Here is a 16,411-nt window from a genome sequence, read left to right as displayed (position 1 = left end):
GTGTTAGCCTTTGCAATTACCGAGGCTTATTTAATGAACTGGTTAGTGTTGCTGCCTTTTTAACCCACATTCCGCACCCTTAACTGTCACATAGACATTCACAGAAGCGTAAAAGTAAATGATTGAGCAAAGTCTTGAGTATAAATACTTAGATAGAGAATCGGAGAATGAGAATCAAACTTCAGGGGGTCAAGCTACCTATTGACAATTTTATTCTAAAATAGCAATATTTACTCATTGAATTAATAGCGATCGCCAACAACCAAATTTATCTTAAATTTGGTTGTTGGTCTTAAGGAAGAGAAAGAAGACAGGAGAAACCCTTATGGCAAAGCAAGTTAAATCCTCTCAAACGTCATCAACAGGGGCGGATGCCGCAACTATTATTAACGTAGATGCAACGACCAACAATAAAGCAAATCCAGTCGTCCAGTTCTTAAAAGCCGGAACCTATGAAGTCAGATTTGTCGGCACATCAGAAGGGGGACAGTATGATGCGTGGAGTCTTTGGGATTTTACGACCGGATGTGATGAAAAAGGAGAAAACTGCATCACGGGGTGGGTGAATGAATATAACATAACCTCAAGTGAATTTACGATCGCTATTCCTGCTACTAGCAAATATTCAACGCCCGAACAGGCGTTGGCTAAGGCTCAAAATACATCATTTACCCTAACATCAGATCGCCAAGTTAGCTTTTTCATTGGCGACGATCTTCTCCCAGATAACCGTGGCGGAGTATCGCTAGCGGTAAAAAAAGTTCGCCCAGCTTCAGCTTACCCACAATTGGGAGCAGGGTCGTTTATTCTTATAGTGCTAGTTTTAGTTTCGGTAATGGTACTTTGGCTGCTGATTAGCTTGATTACTCCCAACCCTCCGATATCCAATTAGGAGTAATGGGGAAAGTGGGGAGAGATTTTTATTGGCAGTTTCCAACCAAAGTTATAGCTAGGGACTAGGGTCAGAAGGGTTTAGAATCCGCCAATGTTTCAGGAATTCAGAATGCCCGTGAGGTACAGAGAAAGCCGGTAACTTCTGCTCTCACCGGGTTTCTCTTGTGTACTTCATTCGACTGCAAGCCGCTGTAAAACCATCCTGGGCCACAAAGAGTCAGGACTTATCCGATCGCCTTCCCATCTCGTCGTTTAAAAAAGCTTCGATCGCATCGCAAGCCGCCCCAACACCATCTTCCGCCTGTAGCAAATGTCCGACTTCTGTAGCTTTGGCAGCATAATTGGGGTCAAACAGCAGCAGTTTGAGTTCGGCAGCAATACGATCGGCTGTACAATGCTGACGTTCGATCGTCCTGGCTACTCCCAACCTCACCAAACGGGCGGCGTTATCCGGCTGATCGTAGGCGTAGGGAACCACCAGCATGGGACGACCCGCACGCAGCGCCTGGGCTGTTGTTCCCACACCACCGTGATGGGCGATCGCAGCTACATGAGGAAAAAGAGCCGAGTGGGAGGCGTAGTCAACCGCGATCGCACCTTCTGGTAGCTGGTGCGCGGGAATGCTATGCGCTGCTTGTCCCATCAGCAAGATCGAGCGGTAGCCTAACTTTTGGGCGGCAATGGCACCCTCTAAGTAAAAGTTCCCTGGCGTCCACACCATTAACGAGCCTAAAGTGAACACAATAGGAGGGGGCCCCGCTGACAGAAACTTCACCAGATCGGGAGACAAAGCTTGATGTTCTTGGCGATCGTAAAAAGGAAACCCAGTCACGCGAGTTTGGGGCGGCCAGTCGGGTTGAGGAGCAGCCAGAATCTGGGAGAATAAAGCCAGCACCAATTCAGGTGAATGCTGACCTTCAAATACGGGATCGCATGAAGGCGTTAAACCCAGTTCAGCCCGCAGTTGCCGCACTGGCGCACTCCAAAAGCGTGCTTTCCACCGAAAAAAACGATGCTTAGCGTCGTTAGCCACCAGCGTCAAGGCAGCTTCGTAAGCAGATGTCGGCAGCGGTGAAAGCGTCGGCAAATCGTAGACAGACATGAACGAGATCGGTGCCAGGGCGGTGGATACCCTGGGAGTCCCAGTTTTTTCAGCCGCCAGAGTTCCTGCAAAAGCAAGGTGGTGCGTTAGCAGCAAGTCCGCTTCTTGTACTGGTTCCAGCAAGTCGCTGTAAGTTGCCCGCAAATGAGGCCCGATCAGATAGCTGACACCATAGTCAAGCGCTTGTTGGGAATCTCTGAGCAACTCGATAAACTCCCCTTCTTCTTCCACGTTGATTAACCCGTTAGGTCTGATAGCCCGAAACTCAATTCCTTCCGATTCGATCATCTGGCGGTATATCTCGTTGGTAGCTATGACAGCCCGATGGCCCCTTGTCCGCATCTCCTTTGCGATCGCCATGTAAGGATATAAATCCCCAAGCGAACCAAAAGTAGCGATCAGAATATGCTTGCTTATTTTTTTTCCTTTCTGTAAACTAGATGAAACGCTGCCTTGCTGATGTATCATGGTTTGATGCCGCTATTTTGGCTAAATTAATTAACAACTGTTCATTAGATTAAGTGAGGTAGTGTCTTTGCCTTCACTCTTTTTCCCTTAGCTTTCCTAGTTTTTGTATCTATTACTTTTCAAGCCACCTTACTCCATTGATGAAGTAATTTTAGATCGAAAAGTAGTAGTTTTATTAAACCAAAACAACCTTTACTTCAAAAGAGTACTATGGCCAAAGGATTCTTTAAAAAAAACATAGACAAGCTTCTTAAAAAAGAAGAAAAGATTAGCCCACCCAGCACCACAGAAAAGCAGTCTAGCAGTCGCTACTTCCTGATCAAAAGCAAACTTAATGGCTTGGTGCTGGATGTTGCTGGCAACATCGCGGAGTCCCATACCCACCTTGTTGTTTACCCAATTAAGGGGACTCATGGAGAGCCTAATCAGCAATGGACAATTACTGAAAATGGATTGATAAAAAGTAGGCTCAATGGCTTAGTAATAGATATTCCAGAAAGCAGTGCAGACCCTTTTACAGCGGTGGTTCTTTACCCGGTAAACGGTACTCACGGTACGCCCAATCAGCAATGGACAATTACTGAGGAAGGGTTAATAAAAAGTAAGCTCAATGGCTTAGTCCTGGATATTTTCGGGGGCGGTATAGAACCCTTAACCCCCATTGTTACCCACCCGGTCAACGGTACTCACGGTACCCCTAATCAGCAATGGGAACTTGTCCCCGTTCCTCAGTAAGTTCAGCAGGTGAAGTGATATTGGAGGAATGCGGTAACTAAATATACTGTTGGCAAATCCAATGTAGGGTAGAGACCGCCCATCTTAATGTGGCAATTGGTGAGCCATATCTACCCTATAATTACGGCTGTTCCGTTTTTACTATGGTTTCGGGAGCAGGGGGAGCAGGGAAAAGAAAAAAAAGTAAAAATATTCATGAATAAATATGGTAATATATTAAAATATAAAACTTATTAATGAAGGAGCAAATAATGATTGCACCTAGTTCCGCTACAGAGCAGTCTAGTAGTGGTTACTTTCTGATAAAAAGCAAACTCAATGGCCTTGTGCTGGATGTTGCTGGCAACAACCCGGAATCCAAGACCCACCTTGTTGTTTACCCAATCAAGGAGACTCATGGAGAGCCTAATCAGCAATGGACAATTACTGAGGAAGGGTTAATAAAAAGTAGGCTTAATGGCTTCGTAATAGATATTCCAGGAAGCAAAAGAGACCCTTTTACCGCAGTAATTGTTTACCCAGTAAACGGTACTCATGGTACGCCTAATCAGCAATGGACAATTACTGAGGAAGGGTTGATAAAAAGTAAGCTCAATGACTTCGTGCTGGATATTTTCGGGGGCGGTATAGAACCCTTGACCCCCATTGTTACCCACCCGGTCAACGGTACTTACGGTACGCCTAATCAGCAATGGGAACTTGTCCCCGTTCCAGAGAAAAGTTCAGCAGCATCCGTGTCTTTTCTGACACAAGGGCCGCAAGGCAGCTTTATTAAGGCAGCAGATTTTGAGATCAAACCAAAAAACGAAACGCCTCAATCGAAAATAAAAACCGTGCGTGTTCATTCTGATTGGGCGATAGACAGCATTCAAGTTCAGTATGAAAATCTCGCAACCAGCCCACCTGAAACATATGAGTCAATAGTAGCAGGTGGAACAGGTGGCGAAGTAGGTGAATTCTGCGTAGAAGCGGGAGATTATCTGACAGAAATCTTAGGAACGTGGGGGAAAAGAGCGCCTGAGTATCCGCAGCAGGATATTGTAACCTTACAATTTAAAACCCAGAACGGGGTTCAATCCGAGGTATTTGGGGGAAGCCATAGCCAAAAAGAAGTTGAATCTTTTACATTTAAAGCACCTCAAGGTTACGAAATAATAGGCTTTTTTGGTGCCTACGGCGGCGAGCCTAATGTGTTAATTCGCCTGGGTGTTTATATCAAATCAGCCAGACGGTAACCCTGACTAGATGACAACCGCGTCAAAAGCTAACTTGGGTGGGGATTGAGATAAGTTGTAGTATAGAAATAGGGTTAATCTTGTCAATAAGCCCCACCTAAACCAGTTTTGAAGAGCAGCTACAAAACTCTGACTCGCTTGGTATCTAATGACTTAAACGTTTTCAGGAATAGAGAAATTTAATGTTTGCAATTTTCTTATTTGTGGTATGTTTTTGTTTCTTGGTTTTGTTAGTAAATTCTTCTAATCGCGAGACAGTAAGTCAACCAAAAGAACTTGCACAACAGGAAGTTATTAAAATTTTCACTGCGCTCCCAAATGAACAACAAGAAAATCAATCATTACTAGCTGTAGAAGTCAATATTGGCAACAGTAGTGAAAATAAATCTCTAAGCTACCAGCAGTTGGAGCAGCCTGCTTCTAGCCCTGCTTTTGAAAAAAATGGAAATAAGCTAAATGGTAATAAGATAAACAGCAACAAATACTCAGAGAATTACCCCACAACACTACCTGTGTTTGCCCAAAGCATTAACTCAACGCCATTAGCTTCTCAGGGGGGAGTTGCGATCGCGTCTCGTAGCAACATCCCTACAAATCTATTAAATGGAGAAACCCTAGAAAACCATAAGGTTGGGGAAGCTACAAACGGTGTCCAAGAACAGTTAATGTACGATCGAAAAATTATCAATGAAGCAGTACAAGAATGCCGATTAGCAGTAGTAAAAAAAATCCTAGAATTTGTTGAAACTAAAAGTAACATTACAGGTTCCTATAAACCCTTGTATGACTTATTAATAGATTACCCCTTCCGCTCTGGCAAGATGCTGCGACCAACTATGTGTATTAGTATGGCTAGGGCAGTTGGAGGAATGGGACACGATGCCTTGACATCGGCATCTGCTCTAGAACTTTATCACAATGCTTTTCTGATTCACGATGACATAGAAGATGGTTCTGAATCTCGGCGGGGTAAGGGGACTTTACACCAAATGATTGGAATTCCTCGCGCCATTAATGTAGGCGATGCAACGAACGTCTTGGCAGTAGGTTTATTGTTAGAAAATTTGTCAGTTATCGGAGTTGCCAAAGCGCTCAAAGTTTTGCAAGAAATCGAGTTTATGGCGCAGCAATCTGTCGAAGGACAGGCAATGGAACTAGATTGGGTTGCTACCAATACCTCAAATCTAACCGACCAAGATTATTTTAAGATGTGCGTAAAAAAAACCTGCTGGTATTCGTTTATTACTCCATGTCGAATTGGTTTAATCGTCGGATATCCATCAGCAAGCGATCGCGATCTGGTTAAAGAGTTGGCAGGCATAAGCCGATTTGGGATGATTCTGGGAATTGCGTTTCAGATCCAAGACGATTTGTTGAATCTACAAGGTCAACTTGAATCATATGGTAAGGAAATTGGCGGCGATATTTACGAAGGCAAACGCACCTTAATGCTGAATCATGTATTGGCACATAGTGGAGATCAGTCTGAAAAGATTCTGGAAATTCTCGCCTTACCACGCGAGAAAAAAACTCCCGATCAACTCGCTTTTATTATGGATCAAATGCAGCGTTGCGGTAGCATCGAACACGGCTGGAAAGTGGCCCGATCGCTGGCAAACCAAGCAGCCGAAATTTTTGAAAGCTTAGATTTTCTTCAACCAGAAACTCCGCTACGGTTAGAAGAAAAATGGGGATGCTCCATCCACGATCGTCGAGTTCTCAAAGAACTAATCAATTATGTGATTTATAGAAATGTGTGAATTTGTACATAAAAATCAATGAGTGAAATTACCTTAAGTTTAGACAATTCTACTCACCTAAAAATTAAAGTTTATCCAGGTTCAATCTTGGTTGTGAACCTGTTACTTTATAGCCAGATAGGTGAAGCCCTATTGTTCCGTCCTACCCTAGATGATTGGATAGTAGATAACGGCAACATTATCTCCGTATCTAGCAGTATTTCTCCCCCTTACCTTTATCTAGATAGGGAGAGCAAACTTAGCCAAAAAATTAAACTCTCAATTCCTTTTCTACTCCAACCTGGAGAGATAATTAAGAGTTGGTTACGCTTTCCGGGAATTCAGGAAGAAGGTATTGCTATCGAGCTGGAGATTTTATTACCAGAACCGGAAAAAGATAAATCTCAAGTTGTGGAAGTTTCCTTGCCAGTTACTTTGCCCTTTACTTCCCCAGAGGGAAACAGGTTGTCGAATGCTGTAGATCGAACAACAGACGCAACCTTTGATTTGTTGTCAGGTTTGATGGATCTAGATAAAATTCCATCTCGTTGGCTAGTGGCTGAAATTTTAGTGATTTTGTGTCAAAAAGGAGAGGAATACGGCCAAACTGAACCGGGTCAGCAGTTACTAAATCAACTCAAGCTAACGCGCTTTTTTAAGAATGGAGTTATCGCCTTTAGAGCCGCTCAAATTCCCAACTGGATTGCGGATAACCTTAAAAGCGAGAACACAATTTTAGGCGGTTATAGTTTGCTGTATCTTTGGGAGCAATGGCTGTTAAAGCTGGTTCCGTCCAATGTGGAAGCTGCGCCGAAAAAAGGGGAAATGTATGTTCCTCTTTTATTAGCAAAAAGCTTTATCTTAAAGCTAGGCGGCTCTACCGATCGCTGGTTGGCGGGCATCCTCTTGGGACTGGCGCAAATCTCGCCTCAAATTGCTACCAAAATGAAAGATTTCGCCTCTGGCGAAGTGTTTGAGTTAGAGATCGATCGCACAACCGTTGCAACCAAAAGTCTGCTTACCGCACTACCAGGTTTGGATATATTCCCGGCTCGTTGGCTAGTAGTAGAATTGTTACTCCTGCTGTCCCAAAAAGGTGACGAATACGCTCGCACCCAAACAGGTAGCCAATTACTGGCTCAGTTAAAACCCACCCATTTTTTAAACAATGGTGTACTCGCTTTCGCGGCTGCTCAACTTCCTCGTTGGTTAGCTATTAGTCAGCAAGCAGCATCTGCTTATCGTAGTTCTGTTGGCTCTGTCCCAGAGCAAAGTGGTTGGCTTGAGTTGGGCGAACAATGGATGTGGAGTTTGATGCCAACAGACTCAAATGTAGGTCAGAGGTATACTGAACTCTCGGTATCGGACACCGCAACAGATGCTTTCGTAGCATCCTTGGGTATGGATGCAGAACGCTGGTTTGGTTGCGTTATTCTGGGACTCGCCTTGGTATCGCCGAGAATTGCGGCTACTTTGAACGCGATCGCAGAAAGCAAAAGCCTACCCTCTCCCCTCCCAACGCCTTCCCAAGAGACGATACTCAACGATGTTTTCCAAGAAGGGGGATCGCTACAGCGATGACGATCGACGAACAACTCCTCGCCCGCGTTGAAGCCCTACGCATCCCCTTCGATGACCCCACCTGCCCCATCGATTGGAAAGATTGGTATCACTTAGTTCTCTTGGATAGACGGGGAAAAATACGGATACTGGTCAACATGAACCTGATGGGCAAACCAGAACAGGGAGAGATTCAAGTAAGCTTCCTGGTAAACTTAGCCAGCGAATACATAGCTCCAGAGTACCGGGGGGACGCCCCTATGGCAACCTTTGGCACTGCTTTTAGCTTGGAATGGCAACCCGACATGGTGCGTCGAAACCCGTTTTGCATCCAGGGAAACGGGGTATTGCTGGAAATCGATGGCAAGCACTCGACACTGCAAGTCCAAGATGAAAGGATGCAGTTATCTATACGTTGCCAAGGAGAGGCGAAAGCCACGCCCCTTTTGGTGACGGAGGATTCGCCTTTTGGCAGCGGTTTCATCGGTTGGGGCTTAGTGCCAGGTTTACAAGTAATTGGAGAGTTATCTGTAGGCGGGCAAAACTTTAGTATCGATCGCGATTGGTTTGCCTATCACGATCGCAACTTTGGTCGTTTTCGTTGGGGTGAAGATATCGGTTGGGAATGGTTTGTCGCTTTTGCCGTTTGCGATGACGGCAGGCAACTTACTTTAGTATTAGACCAACGTACCAACAAAAACCATTCTGTCAAAGCATTACCGTATATTTTTGTATATCTCGATAACGATTTACACAAAATTTTTCTCGGTTCTACCTTAGTTGTTAATTGGCAGTGGTCACCCTCTCCAGTTATGCCAGTGCGTCTCCCTGGAATTATGGCTTCGCTGTTTGCCGATCGCACTTTAAAAGTCCCTAAAACCTTGCAGGTAGAAGCTGACGATCGAGGCGATCGATTGTTACTCAATGTCAATTTTGAGACGGCAATGGAGTTAGTAGTACCTGATAATCAAAACCGTCAATATACTTTCATTGAGGAAGTAACAGGCACTGTTGAAATTAATCTTTTTCTCGGAGGAGAAACTCTGCGCGCAAAGGGATTACTTTATGGAGAATATGTGCTGTAATAGCTGTCCCCAAAAAATTCGCCCCAACATGATGAATTGGTGATGCAAAATCAATCGTTAGAACGCCACGCCCAGTTAGCTCAATGGCTGCACCGGCTGGTAGAAACCCTGCGAATCCAAGGAGGTTCCACCTGGGAAGCCTTGGTGCAAACAGTTTCGGAAAAAACGGCTGCGATCGACTTAGATGGGATACAGTTGCGACTGCGGGCTGATGGTGGAGAACAACTCCAGATTGAGAGCGAATATCCGGTGGTACTGGAGTCAGTCAATTTTCGCAGCGAAGCCGAAACTCTCCGAGACATAATTTCTGGCAGGTTGACCTTAGATGCGGCAGTGACGACTGATAAAATTTACCTGCGCGGTAGTTTAAAAGAGATCTTAGGTATACACCAAGTTGCGATCGCAATCTTAGCCGACAGCGCCATTAACCCGGAGTTACGCCATGTATGGACAGAATTCGACCAATTGTGGCTGTCTCCTTCTTCTTCACCGCCTTGTCTTTCTCTAGAAAACCAGATATCTTCCTACGGCGATCTAATCCGCCAGATGTCCGCAGATGTGCTTGGCATTCAAATTTACCCAGAAGATAGGAATGGCTAAATTCTGAGTTAAACCTATATTCCGCACCCTCAAATGTCACACCACGAATTTTTGGGGACTCTTGACTGGTGATATCATGTCCGGTTGTATCGGTAGCGTAAGCGTGATGCGAGAAATTGTCTGTTTGAATCCAGGGTTAAATTTTTACCACAGATGAAGACAGATGAACACAGATGAACACAGATAAGAGAGTTATTTTTTTTAGACAACCGATGCCACCGGACATGATATGACTGGTGACTGGGTAGAAGAGTTTCGGTATTTACAGCGCCGTTCGGATCGGTGAGGTACATAGAAACCCGGTTTCTTTAAGAAACCGGGTTTCTGGCTTGTACTTCATCCGACTGCAAGCCGCCGTAACCTACATTCCGCACCTCTTCTCGAAAATCCAGCTTTGCCCGCAATTCATCTTTGAGGCGGTTGAGAATAGAAGTTTCATCAAGGGAAGCTAAAATCCGGTTCACAACTGCTTTTGGGCCATCGGCACCCCAAGAAGCCCCATTAGCTAAATAAGCTTTAGTTACTTGTCCGATTCCGTAAGAAGAAACACCCGCTACACCTGCTTGCGTTAATGCTACGGATACATAAGCACCTAAAGATGCACCGCCTGTTGCTGGTGCTGCTATACCCAATAAGCTTTTGAGGGAACTGAGTCCCAGAGTGGCGACAAGTTCGCTAGCACTCAAGCTGCCCATACACAGGGCGATTTTTTGCAATAAAGATACAGCTCCCTGTTGCGTCATGGGGAGGCCGTAAAGCTTGGACAGAGTTAATATTAGGGCAACGTCAATTACAGCACCGCTGAGCAAGTCAAGCGCAGTGACGGGATTGAGTGCGATCGCAACCGCTTTAGTAATAGACGCATTCCAAACGATCCGATTGGCGCTGCTGTCTCGAATCGCCATTTTGCGCCCCACCAGCTGCTCGTTCACTTCATCCGCATACAGCATGGAATTGAGCGCAACCAAAGATTTACCTTCTCGGTGCAAAATTTCCAGTATTTTCAGCTTGAGATCCTCTACTTGGGGCGTTCCAGGTTTCAACTGCACTCCCAAACTGCCGTCGGAGCGACGCAATGCTTGCGCTACAAGGGGTGAAGCCGCTGCCATCACAATCTCATCCGGCGAAAGCAATTCCCGCACTCGGTCATCTCGGATTTTCTCATAAATCGCCATCCGGTCTACTTCGGGATACTGGTCAATTTTGTTGAATACTAGCAAAATTGGTTTACCTGCTTTCCGCAGTTCTGAAAGCGCTTCGTGTTCCACTTTGGTCATGTCACCAGCTATGATAAACAGGATCAGATCGGCCTGTTTGGCAACGTCGCGAGCTAATGCAGCGCGGGTTTCGCCGTCCACCTCATCCAATCCGGGAGTATCGATTAATTCAACCTGGGAATTACCATTTGCAGAAAAGGAAACTCGCAACACTTCGGTATTGTTATTACCGACTGCTTCTCGGCTACAGCACCAATTTACCCGTTGGCTGGTTCGAGTGACGCCATGAATTGGGCCAGTTTCAAATACCTTTTCACCCACCAAGGCGTTGAGCAAAGACGATTTACCCCGCCCTACCATACCAAAGACGGCAATCAGGACGATCGATCGTTCTAATTTGTCCAGCATCACCGCTAGTTCCTCGATAGCTGGTTCTAGTCCTGTTCTTTCTTGGGGCGTCAGATCGAGGTTGGTTACAATGTCTCGCAGGGCAGTTTGCGCTTGTTTGTAGTTGAGTTCTGCCTGAATATCGCCAAAGGTGAAAATGGCGCTGTCTAGTTCCCCTAAATCTGGAGTATTTGAGGAGTTAGCTTGCTCATGCTTTTCAGCAGAAGGAGGATCGGGCATTTTTGAAGTCAAAGGATAACCTCCGGCGATCGACAGGGGGTGGCGAAAGCTTTGTCAATCGATCGCCACTGGGATACTTCTTCGATCCTAGTCATATTGACTCGAATCGCGACGAGTTTACCTTAAACAGCAATTCATCTCACATCCTACCCGAAGGGTAGGATGTGAGATGAATTGCGCGTGAGTTGACGACAGTTTTCCTACCAATGCTGAAAGCGAGGAAGGAAAACATGGAGGAAACGAACAATTCGTACATCTTGACTAACTGTGAGTTTTTGTGTTATCACAAATAAGTGAACACGGTAAAGGTCGATGCCATGTATAGCGCAGTCAAAGTTAGAATTTATCCTACTGATGAGCAAGAGTCCTATCTGGCTCAATGTTTTGGTAATACTCGATGGTTGTGGAATTATATGCTTAACGCCACTACTGTTGCGTATAGAGAAACGGAAAAAGGGCTTTCTAAAGCGGCAATGGATAAGTTGCTTCCAGGATTAAAGAAAGAATATGAATGGTTAGGACTTGCTTATAGCCAAGTGTTACAACGGGTAACGTTCAATCTTTCCAGTGCATTTGTCAATTTCTTTGAAGGACGTGCTAAATATCCCAACTTCAAATCCAAGCATGGTAAACAATCGATTCAGTATCCTCAAAATGTGAAACTTATGCCACAGGATTCTGTGATTAAGTTTCCTGGTAATTTGGGTATGATAAAAACCGTGTTTCACAGAGAACTACCCTCGGCCAAGTTCACAACTGTAACTATATCCAAAAATGCCGATGGTAGATACTACGCTTCTATTCTGTTTAATCAAGAAGATGAACCAGTAGTTGCTATTAATGAAGCTATTGGTGTTGACCTTGGGTTAAAGAATTTTGCAGTCACTTCTGACGGTTCAAAATATGACCTACCTAAGAAGCGATTAGCAAAACTAGAGAAAAATAGAAAGCGTAAACAGAAAAAACTAGCTAGAAAAAAGGATAAGACATCTAATAAACGCCAAAAAGCTAAACGCTTAGTGGCGAAAGTATCTAGCAAAATAGCTAGAGTTAGTGAAGATTTTCTCCACAAGCTATCTCGCAAAATAGCATACAAAAACCAAGTAATTTGTGTGGAAGATTTGGCAGTTAAAAACATGGTGAAGAACCCTAACCTGGCGAAAGCTATCAGTGACCAAGGATGGGGAATATTTCTGACTATGCTGAAATATAAAGCTGAGAGATTTGGGCATACTTATCAAGAAATAAATCGTTTCTTTCCCTCATCTCAGCTTTGTAGCGAAACTCTACTACCAATCCCAATGTTGCAAAACGGTTATAACTCTTTGGGTGTAAGGTTTGTAGATTGTCCGCACTGCTCATTGCAGCACGATAGAGACATCAATGCTGCGGTCAATATAAAAAATGAAGGTTTGCGACTTTTGGCGTTAGGAACTAGCGCTTCTGCCCAAGGAGGGGATGTAAGACCAAAGACTTCTGGACGTAAAAAATCTACGAAGTCTGAGGCAATCCCCAATGAGTTGGGAAGCCTACACTGTACCGCAAGGTCAGTGTAGGTAGTTCACTATGAAAGTTGAAGGCTCAAGCGGCACGGTAGGATTGTGAGTTCTAAACGTCTACCAGAAACTATTGCCTATGTCCGAATTACGGGACAGTGTTGGCAACAAGGCAAAATTGAAGGAGAAGTAAGGGCGGGTGAGTATGATTGGCAGTTCCAGTGGTGTTTTAGACAAGGCAAGTTGTCTGTCCAGCCATCTCTGGGACGAGCTTTAATTCAGGAGCCCTTGGGTCGTTTTTTGGAACAGTCGGATTACCAACTAGAGCCTGGGGGAGACTATGCTTTTGCGATCCGGGCTGAACTTTAAAAAAGTCAAAAGTCAAAAGTCAAAAGTCAAAAGTCAAAAGTCAAAATAAAATAGGGGCTAGAACACCTATTCACTAATCGTAGGGGCTTTAGATTTCAGATTTCAAATAAAATCTAAAATCTAAAATGTCCCTGATAAGCGTTCTAAGTATCTTTCGATCAGGAGGATGGCAACAATGTCATCTACAGGACGCGGTAGAGGTCGCATTCCTTTTGGAATGAGGAGATAAAGACCTTTGGGTGGGTACATTTGCCAATAGCGATCGCGTGCCTCCAAAGTACTGTAGCGTTCATCGACCAAAATTATCCGCAGTGGCTCTGGTAAGTCTTGAGTTAGTTGGTGTTTCCAAGTTTTAGCTGTAGTTTGATCGCCCATTACCAACACAGAAATGGGATACTTTTGACGTAAGCTTTGAATGGTGGCGATCGCTTGGTCTGCGGCAATGACTTGATGATAATGAAGTTTGCGATCCACTGCCATCACGGCTAAACCACACTTCTGACGGCCTGGATCGAAGCCTAATATTACCGGCTGGTCAGGGGTCAAATCCGAGTCGGGAGCAGGGTTAGCACGAGAAAACATAGCTTGTTTGTGCCATCTGGCTATAAATTTAGTCTTCAGTCTGGCAAAAAACGATCGCCACTAGCTAGCTGCTTGCGTCCTAAAAATCACCTGTCCGCCCTGAATGGCTATCAAATCCATTTTTACTGGCCCAGCCGTGTAAGTTATATCTGATGTGACGACTTGAACGTCTATGAGTTTTTTAGACTGTTTCAGTTGTTCTAAAAAGTGCGTCAGAGTTTCGATGCGATCGTCTCCGATCTGGATTTTATCAGCCACAATGCCAGCGCGACGGACTCGAAATAGAGAAGCTGCAATCAGCAGATCTAGCTTTTCCCGAAGTTGGTCTTCTGTCATTGTCGCGGGATCGGCAGAAGTTGACGCTACGACATCTCCAGCTTGAAATACAACGCGATTGGGAGCCACATCGACAACCACTTGCACGGGAGATTCTCCTCCGGCGACGTAGTTGCCAGCCGAAATAATTCTCACCACGTAGTCTTTACCGTCATCAATCTGTTCGATCAACTTATTGACTTCCGATGGTTTGATCGCAATCACTTGTTCTTTATTAGTCTTGTTGCCGGGGCGAGTGCGTTCTAGAGCCACTCGATTTGCTTGCAACAATAGGCGATCGACTGCTTGACGAGCGGCGGTCGGTTCCACAATCCGAAAAACGCCAGCCGAAAGAACTTGGCCGCGTCGCACGGTGACGTTCCCTTGAAACAATTGTTGATAGTCTTGCTCCAAGCTTGCTACTTCTTTTTGTAAAAGATTTAGTTTTTGTTCGCGTTCTGATAGTTTTTTATCTTGATCTAAAAGTTTTCGATTTTGCTCAGATAGTTTTGTGTCCCTTTGGGCGAGTAATTGCTCGCGTTCCGTGAGTTGTTGTTGTAGTTGTTTAAAGCGAGTTTCTTGCTGTGCAATAACTTGGTCTCGCGTCGCGATTCGTTGGTCGCGCAGGTTAATTTCTTGCTCGCGCTGAGAAATAGTTTGATCTTGAACCGCAATTTTTTGGTCGCGCTGGGCGATCGCTTGGTCTTGAACGGCGATTTTCTCGTCTTTTCGATCGATCGTGCGATCGCGATCTGCAATTTTCTCGTCCCGCCGATCTAGCTGTTTTTTCAGTTCGGTAATCTGGGCTTTGACCTGGTTACGCTGGGCGATCAGATCTTTTCCTTCCGCTTGAAGTCGTTCAATTTCCGAACGAAGTTCTTGAGCCTGCCCAGAGACTGTTTTCAACTGCTGCCCAGTTCGATCTAATTCGCCCTGAGTTTGACTCAACTGGCCTTGAGTTTGATTCAACTGGCCTTGAGTTTGACTCAATTGAGTTTCGGTGCGGCTCAATTGGCCCTGAGTCTGATTCAGTTGCCCTTCTGTACGGGCCTGTTTGGCGAAGGCTTCGGCTAGCTTCGCCAGTACCAGCTGTAAAGCTTGATTGGTTGAATCCAGGCGTTTTTGAGCTGTTGCCTGCTGTGATTTTGCTTGGGCTAGCTCATCCTCTACCCGACTTTTTTCAGCCTCTACCTGGTTTTTCTCAGTTTTAGTTTGTTCTATCTCTTGGCGGGCGTTTTTAAGACTTTTCTGAATTGTTTCCAGTTTAAATACGCCCGTGCGTAATTGTTCGCTGGCAGCAAACAAAATCGCCAACGTGGAGCCAGAAATTAGGCTGCCTGTCAAGAGGGTGACCAACACCGCCGTGTTTTTGGGACGTAATTTAAATAGGCTCAGCCTTGCTTTACCAACTTTCGTCCCTATGCGATCACCCACCGATGCGATCACTCCCCCCAACACCAAAATTGCCGCAATCAGGATTAAGCCGGTGGTCATATTCAGTTACATTGACATTCCCGATCCTCACTATCGGGATGGGATTTTTAGGCCGATTCTGCCTGTGAATATCAGCATTGGGGCTTTTAGTACCAGGTCTTGCAGAGTTTGCTTGAGTCGATCGGCTTACTCGTCAAGTTTTAATTCCCGTCTTACCCCACACTACTGGCTCGATCTTATCACCGCACCGACTCTTTTCACCGTAATATTCCTGTCACCTAAGTGAACTGTTGACTTAAAGTAACTGGGTTGTGGACGGTAATCTTTTTTTTGTTGATTGAGATCATTTTTTCTTGCCGCAGATCCCCCAGTAAACGGGTAACGGTGACGCGGGTAGAACCGATCGCTTCTGCGATTGCTTGATGGGACAGTTTCAGATCGATCGTAATCCCTTCTGGGCCGGAAGCCCCAAAGTCGCGACACAGAATGAGCAGAAAACTCACCAATCTGGAACCCATATCTCGGTGCGCCAGCGTCTCGATCATCATCTCGGTTTGCAGAATCCGAGATGAAAGACCCCGCAGCATTAACATTGCTAACTCTGGATTGTCTTTGAGCGCTTGTTCCACTTGGTCTATCGGCGCTGACAGCAGCTCGACTGGGGTGAAAGCAACTGCGTGGTAAAACCGATCGGACCGATTCCCCGTAATCAGTGACAAGACGCCAAAAACGCTATTCTCTCGCAGCAGCGCCACCGTAATTTCTTCTCCTGCTTCATAAACTCTGGAAAGTTTTACGGCACCCTTAAGCAGAAAATATACTCGTTCAGCCGGATCGCCTGGGAAAAATATGGTTTTTCCTCTTTCAAAGTTTTCCACGACTGGTGGAAACGCCCCACTACCCATTTGACGAAATACAACTGCTAGCGGTCTATCTTGTATCATCACCATATT

The 16,411-nt window shown here is 45.2% G+C and carries 15 protein-coding genes; 10 read left to right on the top strand and 5 right to left on the bottom strand.

All coding sequences use genetic code 11. The features are described 5' to 3' along the window. Window positions 1–325 precede the first annotated feature (325 nt). The gene (locus tag LAY57_RS09245; RefSeq protein WP_249066119.1) at window positions 326–892 is read left to right on the top strand and encodes a hypothetical protein; all 567 of its coding nucleotides are present in this window, start codon (window positions 326–328) and stop codon (window positions 890–892) included. Between the two features lie 219 nt (window positions 893–1,111). Here LAY57_RS09245 and LAY57_RS09240 read toward each other — a convergent pair whose 3' ends face one another. Continuing rightward, window positions 1,112–2,464: a glycosyltransferase gene (locus LAY57_RS09240; RefSeq protein WP_249066118.1), complete on the bottom strand. Its 1,353-nt coding sequence runs from the start codon at window positions 2,462–2,464 to the stop codon at window positions 1,112–1,114. 210 nt (window positions 2,465–2,674) lie between these two features. Here LAY57_RS09240 and LAY57_RS09235 point away from each other — a divergent pair, with 210 nt between their 5' ends. The 6 genes from LAY57_RS09235 (at window position 2,675) to LAY57_RS09210 (ending at window position 9,418) form a co-directional block, all read left to right on the top strand. After that, complete coding sequence (locus tag LAY57_RS09235; RefSeq protein WP_249066117.1) at window positions 2,675–3,199, top strand: RICIN domain-containing protein; 525 nt, start codon at window positions 2,675–2,677, stop codon at window positions 3,197–3,199. A 251-nt stretch (window positions 3,200–3,450) separates the two neighbouring features. Continuing rightward, the gene (locus tag LAY57_RS09230) at window positions 3,451–4,434 is read left to right on the top strand and encodes an RICIN domain-containing protein (RefSeq protein ID WP_249066116.1); all 984 of its coding nucleotides are present in this window, start codon (window positions 3,451–3,453) and stop codon (window positions 4,432–4,434) included. A 182-nt stretch (window positions 4,435–4,616) separates the two neighbouring features. Then, window positions 4,617–6,194 (top strand): polyprenyl synthetase family protein, encoded by a 1,578-nt coding sequence (locus tag LAY57_RS09225; protein WP_249066115.1) that lies wholly within the window; start codon window positions 4,617–4,619, stop codon window positions 6,192–6,194. 18 nt (window positions 6,195–6,212) lie between these two features. After that, the gene (locus tag LAY57_RS09220) at window positions 6,213–7,754 is read left to right on the top strand and encodes a hypothetical protein (protein WP_249066114.1); all 1,542 of its coding nucleotides are present in this window, start codon (window positions 6,213–6,215) and stop codon (window positions 7,752–7,754) included. Continuing rightward, the gene (locus LAY57_RS09215; protein WP_249066113.1) at window positions 7,751–8,818 is read left to right on the top strand and encodes a hypothetical protein; all 1,068 of its coding nucleotides are present in this window, start codon (window positions 7,751–7,753) and stop codon (window positions 8,816–8,818) included. Before LAY57_RS09220 ends, LAY57_RS09215 begins: the two co-directional genes overlap by 4 nt. Before the next feature lie 42 nt (window positions 8,819–8,860). Then, window positions 8,861–9,418, top strand: a complete 558-nt coding sequence (locus LAY57_RS09210; RefSeq protein ID WP_249066112.1) for a hypothetical protein — start codon at window positions 8,861–8,863, stop codon at window positions 9,416–9,418. 308 nt (window positions 9,419–9,726) lie between these two features. On the opposite strand, the gene LAY57_RS09205 is transcribed toward LAY57_RS09210, so the two are convergent. Then, window positions 9,727–11,262: a GTP-binding protein gene (locus LAY57_RS09205; protein ID WP_249066161.1), complete on the bottom strand. Its 1,536-nt coding sequence runs from the start codon at window positions 11,260–11,262 to the stop codon at window positions 9,727–9,729. A 2-nt stretch (window positions 11,263–11,264) separates the two neighbouring features. On the opposite strand from LAY57_RS09205, the gene LAY57_RS09200 reads away from it, so the two are divergent. From LAY57_RS09200 to LAY57_RS09190, 3 genes are all read left to right on the top strand, one after another. Next, window positions 11,265–11,423 (top strand): hypothetical protein, encoded by a 159-nt coding sequence (locus LAY57_RS09200; RefSeq protein ID WP_249066111.1) that lies wholly within the window; start codon window positions 11,265–11,267, stop codon window positions 11,421–11,423. Window positions 11,424–11,579: 156 nt separating this feature from the next. Next, window positions 11,580–12,818, top strand: a complete 1,239-nt coding sequence (locus LAY57_RS09195) for an RNA-guided endonuclease InsQ/TnpB family protein (RefSeq protein ID WP_249066110.1) — start codon at window positions 11,580–11,582, stop codon at window positions 12,816–12,818. A 45-nt stretch (window positions 12,819–12,863) separates the two neighbouring features. Next, window positions 12,864–13,127 carry a DUF3146 family protein gene (locus LAY57_RS09190; RefSeq protein ID WP_249066109.1) on the top strand — a complete coding sequence of 88 codons (264 nt, stop codon included), beginning with the start codon at window positions 12,864–12,866 and terminating at the stop codon, window positions 13,125–13,127. Window positions 13,128–13,247: 120 nt separating this feature from the next. Here the strand turns inward: LAY57_RS09190 and LAY57_RS09185 are convergent, their stop codons facing one another. The 3 genes from LAY57_RS09185 to ntcA form a co-directional block, all read right to left on the bottom strand. Continuing rightward, complete coding sequence (locus tag LAY57_RS09185; RefSeq protein ID WP_249066108.1) at window positions 13,248–13,709, bottom strand: pre-16S rRNA-processing nuclease YqgF; 462 nt, start codon at window positions 13,707–13,709, stop codon at window positions 13,248–13,250. Between the two features lie 60 nt (window positions 13,710–13,769). Beyond that, window positions 13,770–15,518 carry a DUF3084 family protein gene (locus LAY57_RS09180; protein ID WP_249066107.1) on the bottom strand — a complete coding sequence of 583 codons (1,749 nt, stop codon included), beginning with the start codon at window positions 15,516–15,518 and terminating at the stop codon, window positions 13,770–13,772. Between the two features lie 218 nt (window positions 15,519–15,736). Beyond that, complete coding sequence (gene ntcA / locus LAY57_RS09175) at window positions 15,737–16,402, bottom strand: global nitrogen regulator NtcA (protein ID WP_476727010.1); 666 nt, start codon at window positions 16,400–16,402, stop codon at window positions 15,737–15,739. Between the last annotated feature and the right edge of the window lie 9 nt (window positions 16,403–16,411).

The sequence above is a fragment of the Argonema antarcticum A004/B2 genome, from assembly GCF_023333585.1.
Classification (GTDB): domain Bacteria; phylum Cyanobacteriota; class Cyanobacteriia; order Cyanobacteriales; family Aerosakkonemataceae; genus Argonema; species Argonema antarcticum.
The sequence above is the reverse complement of the archived record's forward strand: the minus strand, read 5'-3'. Positions and strand labels throughout refer to the sequence as shown.